This window comes from Kribbella sp. NBC_00709 (genome assembly GCF_036226565.1).
In the GTDB taxonomy this organism is placed as follows: domain Bacteria; phylum Actinomycetota; class Actinomycetes; order Propionibacteriales; family Kribbellaceae; genus Kribbella.
In genome coordinates, this window is record NZ_CP108996.1 from 5,129,545 (window position 1) to 5,143,915 (window position 14,371).

Here is a 14,371-nt window from a genome sequence, read left to right on the forward strand (position 1 = left end):
CGCGACCGTACGCATAACATCTCAGGCGGCAGCAAATCCATCCCGAGGGAGCCGGCCGGTGGTCAGACACGTGGGTGTGAACGGTGACCGGGACCGTTCGCCGCTGCTCGGTTCACCTGAGTTCGTGGGGCGCCGCCGGGAGCTGGCAGGTCTGGCCGAGGCGTTGGCCCAGCCGCCGGCGGCCGTCTTCGTGGAGGGTGCGGCCGGGATCGGGAAGAGCCGGCTGTTGCGGGAGTTCCTGGCCGCCGACGCCCGGTCGCAGCGCAGCCTGGTGACCGCCTGCCCGCCGTTCCGCCAGCCGTTCACGCTCGGTCCGGTGGTCGATGCGTTGCGGCAGGCAACCGACAGCGTGGCCGGTCTGGAGCTGAGCGCCCTGGCGGGTGCCTTGCGCCCGCTGTTCCCGGAGTGGACCGCGAACCTGCCGCCGCTCCCGGACCCGGCCGAGGACGCCACCGCCGCGCGGCATCGGCTGTTCCGTGCCCTGGCGGAGTTGCTCGACTGCCTCGAGATCGCGGTCGTGGTGGTCGAGGACGTGCACTGGGCCGACGAAGCGACGCTGGAGTTCCTGCTCTTCCTGACCTCCCGTCCGGCGCCTCGGATCAATCTCGTGGTGACATTCCGGACCGACGAGGTGCCGGCCGACTCGCTGCTGCTCCGGCTGTCCTCGCGCAGCCCGATGGGCACCACGCACCTGCGCCTGACTCTGGAGCCGCTGGATGCCGCGGAGACCGAGGCGCTGGTGTCGTCGATGATTCAGGGCGCCGAGGTGTCGACGGAGTTCGCGACGTTCTTGCACCAGCACACCGACGGCGTCCCGCTCGCGATCGAGGAGTCGGTCCGGCTGATGCACGACCGGGCCGACCTGGTCCGGCGAGGCGACGGCTGGGTCCGGCGCCGGCTCGAGAACATCGCCGTACCGACCAGCGTCCGGGACGCGGTGCTCGAACGGGTCGGTCGACTGGGCGCCGACGCCCAACTGCTCATCCAGGCCGCCGCTGTCCTCTCCCGGCCGGCGGACGAGGCGACGCTGCTCGCGGTGGCCGGGCCGCTCGACGGGCAGACGCAGGACGGCCTCGGGGAGGCGCTGGCCTCCGGCCTGCTGCACGAGGACGCACACGGGTCGATCGCACTGCGCCATGCCTTGGCCTGCCGGGCCGTGCTCGACGCCACGCCCGCCCGCCTCCGGCGCGCCCTCCACCAGCGCGCCGGCGAGGCGCTGAAGACGGCCGGCACGCCACCGGTGGCGCGGCTGGCGCACCACTATCGTGAGGCCGGCGACAGCATCAACTGGTCGCGGTACGGCGAGCAGGCGGCCGAGTCCGCCCTTGCCGCTGGAGACGATGCCACGGCCGCGGCCCTGTTGCACGACCTGATCACCGGCGCTGACCTGCCGGCCGAGGCCGTCGTCCGGCAGGTCGCGATGGTGCCGTTCACGGCCCGTGGGCGAGATCAGCTCGAGGCGCTCGTGCAGGTACTGCGGGACCGCCTCGGAACCAGCACGCTGGATCCGGGGGAGGAGGCGGCCATCCGGTTCCAGGTCGGTCGCGCGCTGATCGTGATGTCCGACTACACGGCGGCGCAGGAGGAGCTCGAGCTGGCGGTCCCGCACCTGGCGCCCGGCTCGGCCGAGGCGACCCGGGCGATGATCTTCCTCAGCCTCCCGGTCGGCAATGTCAAGCCGGCCGCGGTGCACCTGCGGTGGTTGCAGCAGGCAACGGAGGTCGGGCCGGGCCTGACCGGACGGGAGCGGCTCCGCCGGCAGGTCGACCGGACCACGGCCTTGTTGCTGCTCGGCGAGGAGATCGGGTGGGCGGAGGCGCGGCAGATCCCTGCCGACGCTGCCCCGGCCGAGCGTGGCGAACTCGTCGCCGGCCACCTGAACGTCGGCCATCTGGCCATCATCTGGGGACGGTACGCCGAGGCCGCCCGACGCCTGGGCACCGCCCTCGACCTGGCCGAGACCCACCAGCTCCAGCGTCTGCACGAGATCGTCGTCGCCACCAGGGCCCATCTGGACTGGCTCACCGGAGACTGGGACGGACTGGCCGCCACAGTCGCACCCCTCGTCGACGACGACCAGCTGGACCCGGCGACCCAGGGCGAGGCCGGATCCGTCGGCGGACTGCTCGAGGCCGCCGCGGGGAACGGCAGTGAGGCCGAGAAACTGTTGCGCCGTGCGTTGCAGCTGGCCGGCCCCGGCAGCTCCTCGGGATTCATCGAGGCCGCGGCCCTGGCGAAGCTGTGGCTGGCCGACGGGCGCGTGGACGACGCGCTCGGGATCACCGAAGGACCGGTCGAAATCGCCGTACACAAAGGGATCTGGGTGTACGGCGCGGAGATCGTCCCGGTCCGGGTCGACGCGCTAGTGGCCGCGGACCGCATCGACGAGGCGGACGAACTGGTCGCGGCGTTCGCCCACCTGATCGACGACCACGATGCCCCCGGTCCGCAGGCCGGCCTCGCGGTCTCGCGGGCGATCGTGGCTGAAGGCCGCGGAGAGCATGCCGTGGCCGCCACCGCGTTCGCTGCGGCAGCCGAGGCATGGCAGGCGTTGCCCCGGCCGTACGACGCATTGCTGGCGCGGGAGCGGCACGCCAGATGCCTGCTGGCCGCCGGCGATGCCGGCACCGGCACCGACGTGCTGGCGGACGTGCTTCGGGGCCTGTCCGAGCTGGGTGCGCGCGGTGACGCCGTACGGGTGATGCAGGCGCTGCGACAGCTCGGTGTCGACGTCAAGCGGCCCTGGCTGGGCGGGCGGCGAGGGTACGGCGACCAGCTCTCACCGCGCGAGCTGGAGGTGGCTCGCGCACTAGCCGACGGGCGGACCAACCGGCAGATCGCCGAGGCGCTGTTCCTCTCACCCAGGACAGTGGCCCGGCACCTCGACTCGGCCATGCGCAAGCTGGGCGTGAACACCCGCACCGCGGTCGCGATGAAGGTCGCCGAGGCGGACGGCGTGGGTACGGCGGGGAACGGACAGTCCTCCTCGTAGAACCACATTGGGTCATCTGACCAATCGCAACACCGGACCGGCGGCTCGAGTATTGCGGCACCATGCCATCACTTCCGCGGTCGCCTGAGCCTGTGTCCGACCCCCAGCCCTCCGGAGCCGATGCCGTGCGTCCCAGCACTGCACCGGCCGAGCCCGGCGCGGGAGCTGTCGCCGCCGATGACGCCCCGAACGATCTCGAGATCGATGCCGACGACGACTACGAACCGCTGTAGCCCGGGTTCGGTACGGATCCCGCCCCCGTTCCACCGAATGGAGAATCGATGAAGATCCCCAGAGGCGCACCAGCACTGGTCATCGCCGCCCTCATGATCGCTCCGATCTCGGCCGCCGTCGCCGGGCCGGGCACCAGCCCGGGCGTCACTCCGGGCGGCACCGTGCCGGCGCCGGCGCCGGCGCCGGCGCCGCTGACCGTGGGCGGACTCGACGGCCCACCGCCGGCGGTGCCCGTCGCCGCACAGCCGGCCCTTCCGCGCAGTTCGACCGTCACCCTCGTGACCGGTGACCGGGTCCGGCTGGAGGTGGGGCAGGACGGGACGCAGACCGCGTCGATGCTGTCCCCGTCAGGTGCGGCCAAGCCCTTGGGCTCGACGTTCACCAAGCTCAGCTGGCACGGCGACCAGTACGTCATCCCCAACATCGCGACGCCGTACCTGTCGACCGTGGACCCACGGCTGTTCGACATCACCTATCTGGTGCGCGCGAAGCTGGACGACGCGCACAGCGCCACGGTGCCGCTCAAGGTTTCCTACGCGGGCTCGTCGACGACGGCGGTGCCCGGTGTGCGCGTCGCCTCCCGGTCCGGTGCGACGGGGACCGCGACGATGGCCAAGACGCAGGCACGCCAGTTCGGCCAGCAGTTGGCCGACCAGTGGCGAGCGAGCCGGTCCGGAAGCTCACCGCTTCCGGTGGGCAAGCTCGCGGGCATCAACCGGATCGACCTGGCACCGGCCGCGAGCGCCCCCGTCCTGCCCGCGGCCTTGTCGGCTCAGCCTCAGGTGAGTGGCGGGGGACACCCCTTCCACACGCTCACGGTCAACAGCATCGACCTGGACGGCAGCCCTGGAACAGTCGTCGGATTCCTGCAGAACATCGACAACCCGGCGGTCGGCCCCTGGGTGGTGCAGAGCACCGGTACGGCCGCGGTCAGCGTGCCGGAGGGCACCTACAGCCTCGAGGTCGGTGTCGTGAGTGGACCCGCAGACGACTACACGGTGAAGGCCGCGCTGGTGGTCAAGCCGGAGATCACGGTCACGTCCGATCAAACCGTCACCGTCGACGCGCGCACGGCCAAGCCTTACCAGGTGACCGTCGATGCGCCGGTCGGCGACATGGCGCGAGAAGATGTGCTGACCTTCAGCCGCAAGAGCGTGACCGGGTCGGGGGTGACGGCCCAGAACTCCGGGCTGGCCGCGATCACGCTCGTCGGCATGCACCTGGCTTCGGTGCCCGGCTTCGGCAATCCGACGCTGTACGCCGCCGCGACGCCGGCAGTCACGAAAGGCACCTTCGATTTCGCGGGCGCCACTGACTTCAAGGACGACGAGCTGGCCCCGTCCGCGAAACCGGCGTACTTCCTGGTCTTCCCCCATCCTGGCGGTATCCCGTCATCCTTGACCTACACGATCCAGCAGTCCGATTTCGCCACGCTGCACCAGAAGGTGTACGCCGATCCCGCCGACGACCGGGGCCACGACGCGGATCTGAACTACCGGGCCTACCTGCCCTGGGGTCAGCTGCGGATGCCGATCAACGGCAACGCGTACGTCAGCACCGGTGAGCACATCGACTATCTGTACAGCAGCGCACCCGAGCTGGTCACGTGGGCATCCGCGTTCACTGCCTTCGACCCCGACCGGCAGGTGAATATCGATGGGCTGCACCGAACCGTCGGCAACGGAGAACAGGTCGTCGAGGAGTGGAACAAGGGAGCGTTGACGCCGAGTGCGATGGCGCCGTACACGCAGCGGAACGGTTTGATCCTCGGGAGCGGAGGCCTCAGCGAGAACCTCGCGACCGACCCGTTGGCGACGGTGTGCGTGGCCTGCCGGCAGGACGACAACGGCATGGTCTTCCTGACCACCGGCGACACTGATCCGACGCACGCCGGGACCGAGGAGAACGCGTCGAGCAAGTTCGACTTCTACCGCGACGGGACGTTGGCCGTCAGCGCCGACCACTCGCCGGCAGGAGATGCCTTCACGCCGTTCGCCCTCGATCTGCCGATGTTGCCGACAGCCTCGAGCTATCGAGTCGACTGGACCACTCACAGCGTGTCGCGGCCCGGTGCGTCCACGGAGACGGACTGGAACTTCCGTTCTGGACCGAGTGATGCAGCGGCGAAGCTTCCCGCCACCAGTGAGTGTGCACCGGACAAGAGCCGTGCCTGCTCCTTCCTGCCGTTGCTGTTCCTGCGTTACGACCTGGCGTTGAACGAGCAGTCGCAGGCGCCGGCGAACGCGCCGTTCGACGTCGACTTCACAGTCCTCCACCAGCAGAACCAGTCCGTGCCGGCCGGGGTCGGCGCGACCGTATCGGTGTCGTACGACGACGGCGCGACCTGGAGCGCGGATCAACCTGCGACCAGCCAGGGCGGCAACCGGTTCGGCGTGACGATCGATCACCCGGACCTGGCCTCGACCAACGGCTTCGTCTCGCTGCGGGTGAAGGCACACGACGACGCCGGCAACACCGTCGAGCAGACGGTCATGCACGCCTACTCGCTGACCAACTGACCCGGCCGGGCCATCCGAAAGGACTTTCTCATGCTTCGAACAGTCATGACCCGCGCCCGGCGCAGGCCGAAGCGGCTGGCGGCGGCCATCGCCGTTGCCGTGGCCGTCATGGTCACCGCGGCGCCGGTCGACGCCTTTCCCGCCGCGTCTGCCGAGCCGGCGCCGGTGAACTACAAGCCGGCCTGTGACAAGCCGGCCGCCCGGCACGCGGCCTGCCTCGCCATCGTCGACAGTGACGCGTCGGGCCGGGCATTGAGCCCGCAGGCGGCCCCGGCCGTCGGCCTGAATCCCTACAACGCGGCCGATCTGCAGTCCGCCTACGGCCTGACGGTCGCGTCGGCGTTGCTGGGCGGGCGACAGACGATCGCGATCGTCGACGCCTACGACGATCCCACCGCTGAAGCCGACCTCGCGGTCTACCGGGAGGCGAATCATCTGGCCGCGTGCACGACCGGCAACGGCTGCTTCCGCAAGGTGGATCAGCGCGGTGGGACCGACTATCCGTCCGCAGACGCGCAGTGGGCAATCGAGATCTCGCTGGACCTCGATATGGCTTCGGCGATCTGCCCGAACTGCCGGCTGCTGCTCGTCGAAGGCGACGACGAAGACCTGGCGAACCTCGGCATCGCCGTCGACGAGGGCGTCAAGCTCGGCGCCGACGCGGTCTCCAACAGCTATGGCGCCGCCGAGTTCGCCGACGAGCTCGCGGTCGCGGGTTCGCACTACAAGCATCCAGGGGTCGCGATCGTTGCCTCGTCGGGCGACTCGGGTGCGTTGAGCACGCTGGTGCCTGCCGCGCTGTCCACTGTCCTCGCCGTCGGCGGCACCAGCCTGTACCGGGACGGCAGTGCACGTGGCTGGAACGAGACCGCGTGGGGCGGCGCCGGATCAGGCTGCAGCCCCGTCGTACCCAAGCCGAGCTGGCAAACGGACCGGTTGTGCGCCAAGCGGACCATCGCGGATGTGTCGGCCGTTGCCGACCCACACACCCCGGTCCTGTTCTACGACACCTTCGGCGTGCCCGGATGGGTCTACGGCGGCGGTACGAGCGTCGCCGCGCCGATCATCGCCGGCGTGTATGCCCTGGCCGGCAACACCGCGACGACCAACACCACCGCCTACCCGTACGCCCACCACCGTTCGCTGTTCGACGTGACGGCGGGCTCCAACGGTGCGTGTGACGGCGGCTACCTGTGCAACGCGCAGAAGGGCTACGACGGCCCGACCGGCAACGGCACACCCAACGGAATCGGCGGCTTCTAGGAGACATGATGCAGATCCCAAGAACGGTGAGCGCACTGGCCACCGCCGTGTTGCTCACGATCAGTGGTGCCGGGGCCGGTAGCTCCGCGGCCGCCGCAGATGCCGGGCAGGCCGGCACGTGCAAGCCGACCTGGAAGGTCGTGGCGACACCGCCTGCGACCAACCTCCATGGCGCGTCGGTCAGCACGGTGTCCAGTCATTCCGCCTGGTTCGGTTCTCTCGACGGAGGCTCGTACGACCAGGTCATCTGGCACTGGGACGGCAAGGCTGTCACCCAGACCGCACCACTTCCGACCGGCCCGTTCTTCGACCAGTCGGCGGGGCACCAGCAGGAATCCCGCAGCTCCTTCAGCTCCGACGGCGAGGGCTGGGTGTTGATGGGGTGGGACCAGAGCGGCCAGGCGATCGGGGATCGCCTGCATGCCGGCCGATGGACGCGGATTCCCCTCGCGGTCTCGCCCGATCCACGCGATGTCGTCCCCGTCGTGCAAACCCTGGTCTCGGTCTCGGCCACTGACGCCTGGGCAGCCGGATACTTGAGGAGCGAACAGTCGGGATACGCGGGTGTTCTCCTGGAGCACTGGGACGGGGTGCGGTGGAGCATCGTCGCCCATCCGGCGTCAGCCCTTCCGCGGGCCGACATCATGCGGTTGACCGTTGTCTCGGCGACCGACATCTGGGCGGTGGGTGGACACCGCGGGGACGACGGTGTGCTCAGACCGTTCGCCGAGCACTGGAACGGCCTCCGGTGGAGCATCAGCGATCCGGCGGCCACCGCCGCGACCCCCGCCGAGTTCAATGCGGTGAGCGCTTCCGGACCGAGCGACGTGTGGGCGTTCGGCGCCCAAACCATGGCGGGCACCGAGAACACCGCCGTACCGCTGGTCGAGCACTGGGACGGCCGCGCGTGGAAGGTGATGGGCAATATCCCGGACCTCGGCAATGCCCAACTCGACGCCGGCTACGCATCGGGCCCGAACGACGTCTGGGCTCCCGTTGAGGTGCAGCTCGGCGATGCGGTGCGGTTCTTGCACTGGGACGGCAAAACGTGGACAGCCGTCCCAGGTCCGGCACCGGAGGAGTTCGGAATGTTCTACGTCTACCAACAGATGAGCGGCACCGGGCCGGCCGATGTCTGGGCGATCGGGTCGGCTGTCGACGTGTCGGCCGGCGCCGGCGGACCGGCGTTCCTCAGCACCCAGATCGTTCACCTCAGTTGCGGAAAGGTCTAGTCGTGTCGATTCTCTTCAGTAGGCGAAGGAAGGACCGCGGCACGGCGGGGCTCCGCCGGGTGCGGGTGGCAGTGCTGGCCGTGGCCGTCGTTGCCGCCGGACTGACGGCCGGGGTGGCCGCCTCGGCCGTGTCGGCGTCGGCAGTCTCGCCGGCCTCGGCGCAAGGTTCGGCGCAGGTGCAGCACCCGACCGAGGCGGACTGCGGACGTCCGAGTGGTCCCGGGCAGGCGGTCTGCATGGCGATGCACCGCACCGACGTCCAACCGGCGAAGGGCCGGCTGGCGCCACACGTCGTACCGGGAGGTTACGGACCGGCCGCTCTGCAGAGCGCCTATGCGTTGCCCTCGGCAACGGCCGGTGCGGACCGGACCGTGGCGATCGTGGACGCGTACGACGACCCGACGGCCGAGGCCGACCTCGCGATCTACCGGGCGCAGTACGGACTTCCCGTGTGCAGTACGGCGAACGGTTGCTTCCGCAAGGTGGACCAGCGCGGCGGCACCGACTATCCGGTGGCGGATCCGGGCTGGGCGGGGGAGATCTCGCTCGACCTGGACATGGTCTCGGCGGTCTGCCCGAACTGCAACATCCTCCTGGTCGAGGGGGACGACGCCAGCTTCGACAGCTTGGGCACGGGCGTTGACCAGGCCGTCGCGATGGGCGCGCAGTACGTGTCGAACAGCTACGGCGATCAGAACGGCGAGGCCGAGGCCGATCTCGATCTGAACCACTACTACGACCATCCGGGTGTGGTGGTCACCGCGAGTACCGGTGACTGGGGGTACGGCGCGGTGTACCCGGCCACGGCTCCCGGGGTCACGGCAGTCGGCGGAACTTCGCTCACGCAGGGCAGTGACGGCAACTGGACCGAAGCGGTGTGGAACGGCGCGGGCAGCGGGTGCTCCCGCTTCCAGGACAAGCCGGCCTGGCAGTCCGACTCCGGCTGCGCCGACCGCACCGTGGCCGACGTGTCCGCGGTCGCCGACCCCAACACCGGTGTTGCCGTCTACAACGGCTACGGCAACGGCGGATGGAGCGTGTACGGCGGGACCAGTGCGTCGGCGCCGATCATCGCCTCGGCGTACGCCTTGGCCGGTGCACCGCAGGCCGGCACCAATCCCGCGCAGTATCCGTACGACAGTCGTACTGTCGGTGCCGGGGAACTCACCGACGTGACCAGCGGTACCAACGGAGCGTGCGACCCGGCGTACCTGTGCACCGGCGTGGAAGGGTACGACGGACCCACCGGGCTCGGCACGCCGCACGGTGTCGGCGCATTCACCTACCGGGCGCACGGATACATCACCGGCACGGTGAAGGACAAGACCACCGGGCAGCCGATCGCGGCGGTGAAGGTGCAGGCGGGCGACCGCGCCACCACGACCGATGCCAAGGGCAACTATGACCTGGACCTGCCGGCCGCGACGTACCAGGTGAGCGCATCGGCCTACGGCTACGATCCGGTGCCGGTCGGTGTCACCGTGACGGCGGGGAGTACGACGTCTCAGGACTTGGTGCTGAGTCCCAAGCCGCGTTCGAAGGTCACCGGCACTGTGACCGACGGCTCAGGTCACGGCTGGCCGCTCTATGCGAAGGTGACCTCCTCTGACGGCGAGTCGACCTTCACGGACCCGGTCTCCGGCCAGTACAGCCTCAACCTCCTTCAAGGAGCCGACTACACCCTGCACATCGCCTCGGTCGAGTCCGGCTATCAACCGGTCGACAAGGCCGTCACCGTGGGAACCAGTGACGTCACCGAGGACGCCACAGTCACCACCGCGCTCGCCTGTACTGCCCTGGGCTACCAGGTCGCGCGGGTCGGGGCGACGCAGACGTTCGATGCCAAGAAGATCCCCGCCGGGTGGAAGGTCACGAACACGAGCCTGCACCTGCCCGGCTACGACTATCAGCCAGGTTGGGTCTTCAACAACCCGGCGGCACGATCCAACGACACCGGCGGCAAGGGCAACTTCGCCATCGTCGACAGCGACCACGACGGGCAGCACAACATCCAGAACACCCAACTGGTCAGCCCGGTCGTCAACCTGTCGGCCGCCGCGACGCCGGCCATCGAGTTCGCCAGCGACCTCGAACCCGCGGTCAACTCGACGGCCACCGTCGATGTGAGTATCAATGGAGGAACGACCTGGACCAACGTGTGGCGCATCGCCGGCTCGGCCGGTGTCCCAGCAGCCGGCACGGTCGTCGTACCGCTGCCGCAGGCGGCACACAAGGCCCGGGTCCAGGTCCGGTTCGGCTACACCGGGCAATGGTCGAAGTGGTGGGCTGTCGACAACGTGTTCGTCGGCAACCGCACCTGTACTGCGGAGGCCGGTGGACTCGTCGCCGGCCAGGTCACCGACGACCACGGCGCCGGTCTCAACGGAGCCGTCGTCACCAGTCTGACCAACCCCAGCCGGCCTACGGCCACGGTGGCCACCCCCGACGACCCGAACATCGGTGACGGCCTCTACTGGCTCTTCTCCACAACCGGCCGGCAGACCTTCACAGCCACGATGGACGGCTACAACACCCAAACCGCCACCACCACGGTGTCGAACGACAAGACCACCCAACTACCCTTCAGCCTCCAGGCCTCCGGCTGACAGCTCCGCGCGATTCAGGGCGATCGCCTCGGTCGGCGTACCGCAGGCGATCGCCTTGTGCGACTTACCATTTGTGCGTAACGGGATGGTGCGTCACGATGGGGGAGTTCGCAGAAGGCACATCGACGTGCGCAGGAGGCCGAATTGAGCGCGGTCAACGTCCGTTCGCGCGTCCGGGCGGTGCCTGGGCCGTGCACGCAGTGGGACGACGATCAGGCGGACTTCATCCGCTCGGTGCTTGATCTGGTCGGCGACAAGTGGAGCGTGCTGATCATCGGCACACTTGCGGACGGGCCGGTGCGGTACTCCGACCTGGCTTACGCGATCACGGGCATCTCCCAGCGCATGTTGACCCTCACACTCAAGAGCCTGCACCGCCACGGATTGGTCTCGCGCGTCTCGTTCCCCGAGGTGCCGCCGCGCGTCGAGTACTCGCTGACGCCTCTTGGTGAGTCGCTGCTGTCAACTGTGCTGGCGATGGCGTCGTGGTCGGTCGATCATCACGTCGAGATCAAGCGCCATCAGGATGCGTACGACGAGGCCGCGGCCAACGCCAGGCACTGAAGCTCACCCCTCGAGACGAGCTAGGACGTCGCGGGTGACGTTATCTATGACGATCGGCGAGACCCGTCGCTACCTCGACGCCGCGGCGGAACTGGTGGCCGAGCACGACACCGCGCTCTACGCCTGACCCCCGAGGTGGCTACGCCGTAGCATCCAGGCCTGGTTGGCAGACTCCCTCGTCCGGCAGGCACATCGCGCCTTCATCCACGACCACGACCGGGTGCGAGGCGGCCCAGGCTCGCTCGAGGAGTGCGACGATGCCGTCGATGTCCCGCGCGCCCGGCAAGGCCAGGCTCCCGTCGATGACGATGAAGGGTGTCCCGCCGGCGCCGAGCTCCTGCGCCTCACGCTGATCACGCTGCACCTGGGCGCGATAGCGACCAGAGCGCAGTACGTCGCGAACCTCGTCGGGATCCAGGCCCAGGTCCACGGCGAACGCGACGACGTCGTCCACACTCCACAGATTGCGGCCTTCGCCGAAGTGCTGGCGGAAGGCCTGGTGCCACGCCTCGGTGTGGAGGCCACGCTCCCCCGCGAACGCCAGCAGTTCGTGCAGCATCGCCGTCGGACCCATGGGGCGTTCGAGAGCGCGGTACGGACGCAGGCCTTCACGCTCGGCCAGCTGCTCGATAGGGAGCAGATTGCGTGCGATCGCATCGCGCGAGAGGCCGTACTGCTTGGCCATCTCGATCTGGGTCGTCCCCTCGACCGGAAGATCGGGGTGCAGCGGGAACGAGCGGTGCACGACCTTCACCTCGTCACCGTGAGCGAACCGTTCGACAGCCTCGTCGAGACGGTGCTCCATGAGCCCGCACCACGGGCAGATGATGTCCGACCAGAAGTCGATCCTCATGCCGACAACCCGAACTGCCCGATCGTCTGCCGGAACGTCTCGGGCGACGCCGTTCGGATGAACGACATCGAGATGACCTGATGGTCGATCAGGACAAGCGCCGCGTCTTCGGCCTTGAGTGGTACGGACATCGGGAACTCCTTCAATCGGTGCGAAAGGAAGGCATTCCTCCATGACACACATTTTGTAAGTAGTCCCATGATGGTCCGGATTTTCCTGCCTGCAAAAGGCACATCTATGTTCGTCACGAACAGAGAGATGCCTGGGGGGCTCAGGCTGGGATTCGGCCTGGGGACCAGAGGGTGCTGATGTCTTCGCCTGTTGTTTCGCGTTGTTGCAGGTCGGTGAGGAACTCGATGAAGTCGTGTTCCGGGCGCCAGCCGAGCAGGTCGGCCGCCTCGCTGAGGTCGTGCTGCTCGACGCTGTCCGGCAGTGCGAGCCCGTGGCGTTCGATCAAGGCCGCTGCGCCCGGCATACGCGACTCCGACCACTCGGCACCGCGGGTGGCGAAGTCGGCGCGGACTTCCTCCGGCATCCCGTGGTCGCTGTGCACGATCGTGCGGGACGCTGCCCCAGCCGCGATGGCTCGAGAGGCACGTGCGGGGGCGACGCTACCGGGCAGGGGGCCGCGACATCGCTGGGGTTAGTGAGTCTGACTCAGTTGTTAACGCGCCCAGTGCTGGCTGAGAATCCACCGTCTCTCTGCTGGCGATCGCGTCCGTCGGTCGGCGGGCCGAGGGTATCGGATTGCCCGCGCGTGAAGTCCTTCCAGGTAAGGGTTTTCCTCGTCATCGCGGTGAGAATCGGCCGGATGCCGTTATGAGACCGTGACGCCGGGGTTGCTTGCCGACGCCTTGACCGGGCTGGGTGTTGGGTCCAGCATGTGAGCGCTAACAACGGAGCGGGGCCTGTGATGTGGGAGGGACAGCTATGCCGGAAGGGATGAGCCTGTGAAGAAGAGGTTTGTGGCCACTGTGAGTGGCGCCCTGCTGCTGCTCGGCCTCGCGGCGTGCGGCGGGCAAGGGGCAGGCGGGACCACCGACACCGCCAGTCAGGAGCCCAAGGACCTGACCATCGGCGTGTCGATGCCGACGCAGACGTCCGAGCGCTGGATCGCGGACGGCAAGGCGGTGAAGGAGAAGCTCGAGGCGAAGGGGTACAAGGTCGATCTGCAGTACGCGAACGACGACATCCCGACCCAGTCGCAGCAGGTCGACCAGATGATCACCCAGGGCGCCGACGTGCTGATCATCGCCGCGATCGACGGCACGGCACTCAGCAGCCAGCTGCAGGCGGCGGCCGACAAGAAGATCCCGGTGGTCGCCTACGACCGGTTGATCCGCGGCAGCAAGAACGTCGACTTCTACGTCAGCTTCGACAACTACAAGGTCGGCGTCGCCCAGGCCAAGGCGCTGCTGCGCGGGATGGGCCTGGAGAACCCGGACGGTTCGAAGGGCGCCAAGACCGGGCCGTTCAACATCGAGGTCTTCGCCGGGTCGCTGGACGACAACAACACCCACTTCTTCTTCACCGGCGCCATGGACACGCTGAAGCCGTACGTCGACAGCGGTGCGCTGGTCGTCAAGTCGAAGCAGACCAAGATGGAGCAGGTCGCGACGCTGCGGTGGCTGCAGGAGACGGCGCAGAAGCGGATGGAGGACCTGCTGACCTCGAGCTACAACGACGGTGGCAAGGTCGACGGTGTCCTCTCGCCGTACGACGGCATCTCGCGCGGCATCATCACCGCGTTGCAGAACGCGGGCTACGGTACGGCGGCCAAGCCGATGCCGGTGATCACCGGTCAGGACGCGGAGATCGCGTCGGTCAAGCTGATCAACACCGGTGTGCAGAGCTCGACGATCTTCAAGGACACCCGGCTGCTGGCCGAGCAGGCCGTCAACGCGTCGGTGGCGTTCCTGGAGAAGAAGCAGCCGGAGGCCAACGACACCAAGTCGTACGACAACGGTGTGAAGGTCGTCCCGGCGTACCTGCTGCCGATCCAGACCGTCTTCAAGCCGGACATCCAGAAGCAACTCGTGGACTCCGGTTACTACACGGCCGCCGAGGTGGCTGCCGGTCAGGCGAAGTGACCGCCGGCCGGGCCTGGC

The 14,371-nt window shown here is 68.6% G+C and carries 10 protein-coding genes; 7 read left to right on the forward strand and 3 right to left on the reverse strand.

The genetic code is table 11. The annotated features are described in order from the left end of the window. Positions 1–58 precede the first annotated feature (58 nt). From OHA18_RS25305 to OHA18_RS25330, 6 genes are all read left to right on the forward strand, one after another. The gene (locus OHA18_RS25305) at positions 59–2,992 is read left to right on the forward strand and encodes an ATP-binding protein (protein WP_328997776.1); all 2,934 of its coding nucleotides are present in this window, start codon (positions 59–61) and stop codon (positions 2,990–2,992) included. A 281-nt stretch (positions 2,993–3,273) separates the two neighbouring features. Beyond that, the gene (locus tag OHA18_RS25310) at positions 3,274–5,745 is read left to right on the forward strand and encodes a hypothetical protein (protein WP_328997777.1); all 2,472 of its coding nucleotides are present in this window, start codon (positions 3,274–3,276) and stop codon (positions 5,743–5,745) included. A gap of 30 nt (positions 5,746–5,775) precedes the next feature. Beyond that, positions 5,776–7,008, forward strand: coding sequence for a S53 family peptidase (locus OHA18_RS25315; protein WP_328997778.1), 1,233 nt, complete (start codon positions 5,776–5,778; stop codon positions 7,006–7,008). Positions 7,009–7,016: 8 nt separating this feature from the next. Then, entirely contained in the window at positions 7,017–8,240 is a 1,224-nt protein-coding gene (locus tag OHA18_RS25320; RefSeq protein WP_328997779.1) for a hypothetical protein, read from the forward strand. A gap of 2 nt (positions 8,241–8,242) precedes the next feature. Next, positions 8,243–10,846: a carboxypeptidase regulatory-like domain-containing protein gene (locus tag OHA18_RS25325; protein ID WP_328997780.1), complete on the forward strand. Its 2,604-nt coding sequence runs from the start codon at positions 8,243–8,245 to the stop codon at positions 10,844–10,846. A 144-nt stretch (positions 10,847–10,990) separates the two neighbouring features. Next, a complete protein-coding gene (locus OHA18_RS25330) occupies positions 10,991–11,410 on the forward strand; it encodes a winged helix-turn-helix transcriptional regulator (protein WP_328997781.1) in 420 nt (139 codons plus the stop codon). 139 nt (positions 11,411–11,549) lie between these two features. Here OHA18_RS25330 and OHA18_RS25335 read toward each other — a convergent pair whose 3' ends face one another. From OHA18_RS25335 to OHA18_RS25345, 3 genes are all read right to left on the reverse strand, one after another. Next, entirely contained in the window at positions 11,550–12,263 is a 714-nt protein-coding gene (locus OHA18_RS25335) for a DsbA family oxidoreductase (RefSeq protein WP_328997782.1), read from the reverse strand. Beyond that, a complete protein-coding gene (locus OHA18_RS25340) occupies positions 12,260–12,394 on the reverse strand; it encodes a hypothetical protein (protein ID WP_328997783.1) in 135 nt (44 codons plus the stop codon). The genes OHA18_RS25335 and OHA18_RS25340 overlap by 4 nt, the downstream gene beginning before the upstream one ends. A 140-nt stretch (positions 12,395–12,534) precedes the next feature. Continuing rightward, entirely contained in the window at positions 12,535–12,798 is a 264-nt protein-coding gene (locus OHA18_RS25345; RefSeq protein WP_328997784.1) for a hypothetical protein, read from the reverse strand. Positions 12,799–13,228: 430 nt separating this feature from the next. Here OHA18_RS25345 and chvE point away from each other — a divergent pair, with 430 nt between their 5' ends. After that, on the forward strand, positions 13,229–14,353 hold the full coding sequence (chvE, locus tag OHA18_RS25350; protein ID WP_328997785.1) for a multiple monosaccharide ABC transporter substrate-binding protein: 1,125 nt from the start codon (positions 13,229–13,231) through the stop codon (positions 14,351–14,353). Positions 14,354–14,371 lie beyond the last annotated feature (18 nt).

What these genes read in the sequence shown, in the direction of transcription:
- OHA18_RS25310 (WP_328997777.1), top strand. Translation starts at nt 3,274, where the DNA reads ATGAAGATCCCCAGAGGCGCACCAGCACTGGTCATCGCCGCCCTCATG.
- OHA18_RS25315 (WP_328997778.1), top strand. Translation starts at nt 5,776, where the DNA reads ATGCTTCGAACAGTCATGACCCGCGCCCGGCGCAGGCCGAAGCGGCTG.
- OHA18_RS25320 (WP_328997779.1), top strand. Translation starts at nt 7,017, where the DNA reads ATGCAGATCCCAAGAACGGTGAGCGCACTGGCCACCGCCGTGTTGCTC.
- OHA18_RS25335 (WP_328997782.1), bottom strand. Translation starts at nt 12,263, where the DNA reads ATGAGGATCGACTTCTGGTCGGACATCATCTGCCCGTGGTGCGGGCTC.
- OHA18_RS25340 (WP_328997783.1), bottom strand. Translation starts at nt 12,394, where the DNA reads ATGTCCGTACCACTCAAGGCCGAAGACGCGGCGCTTGTCCTGATCGAC.
- OHA18_RS25345 (WP_328997784.1), bottom strand. Translation starts at nt 12,798, where the DNA reads ATGCCGGAGGAAGTCCGCGCCGACTTCGCCACCCGCGGTGCCGAGTGG.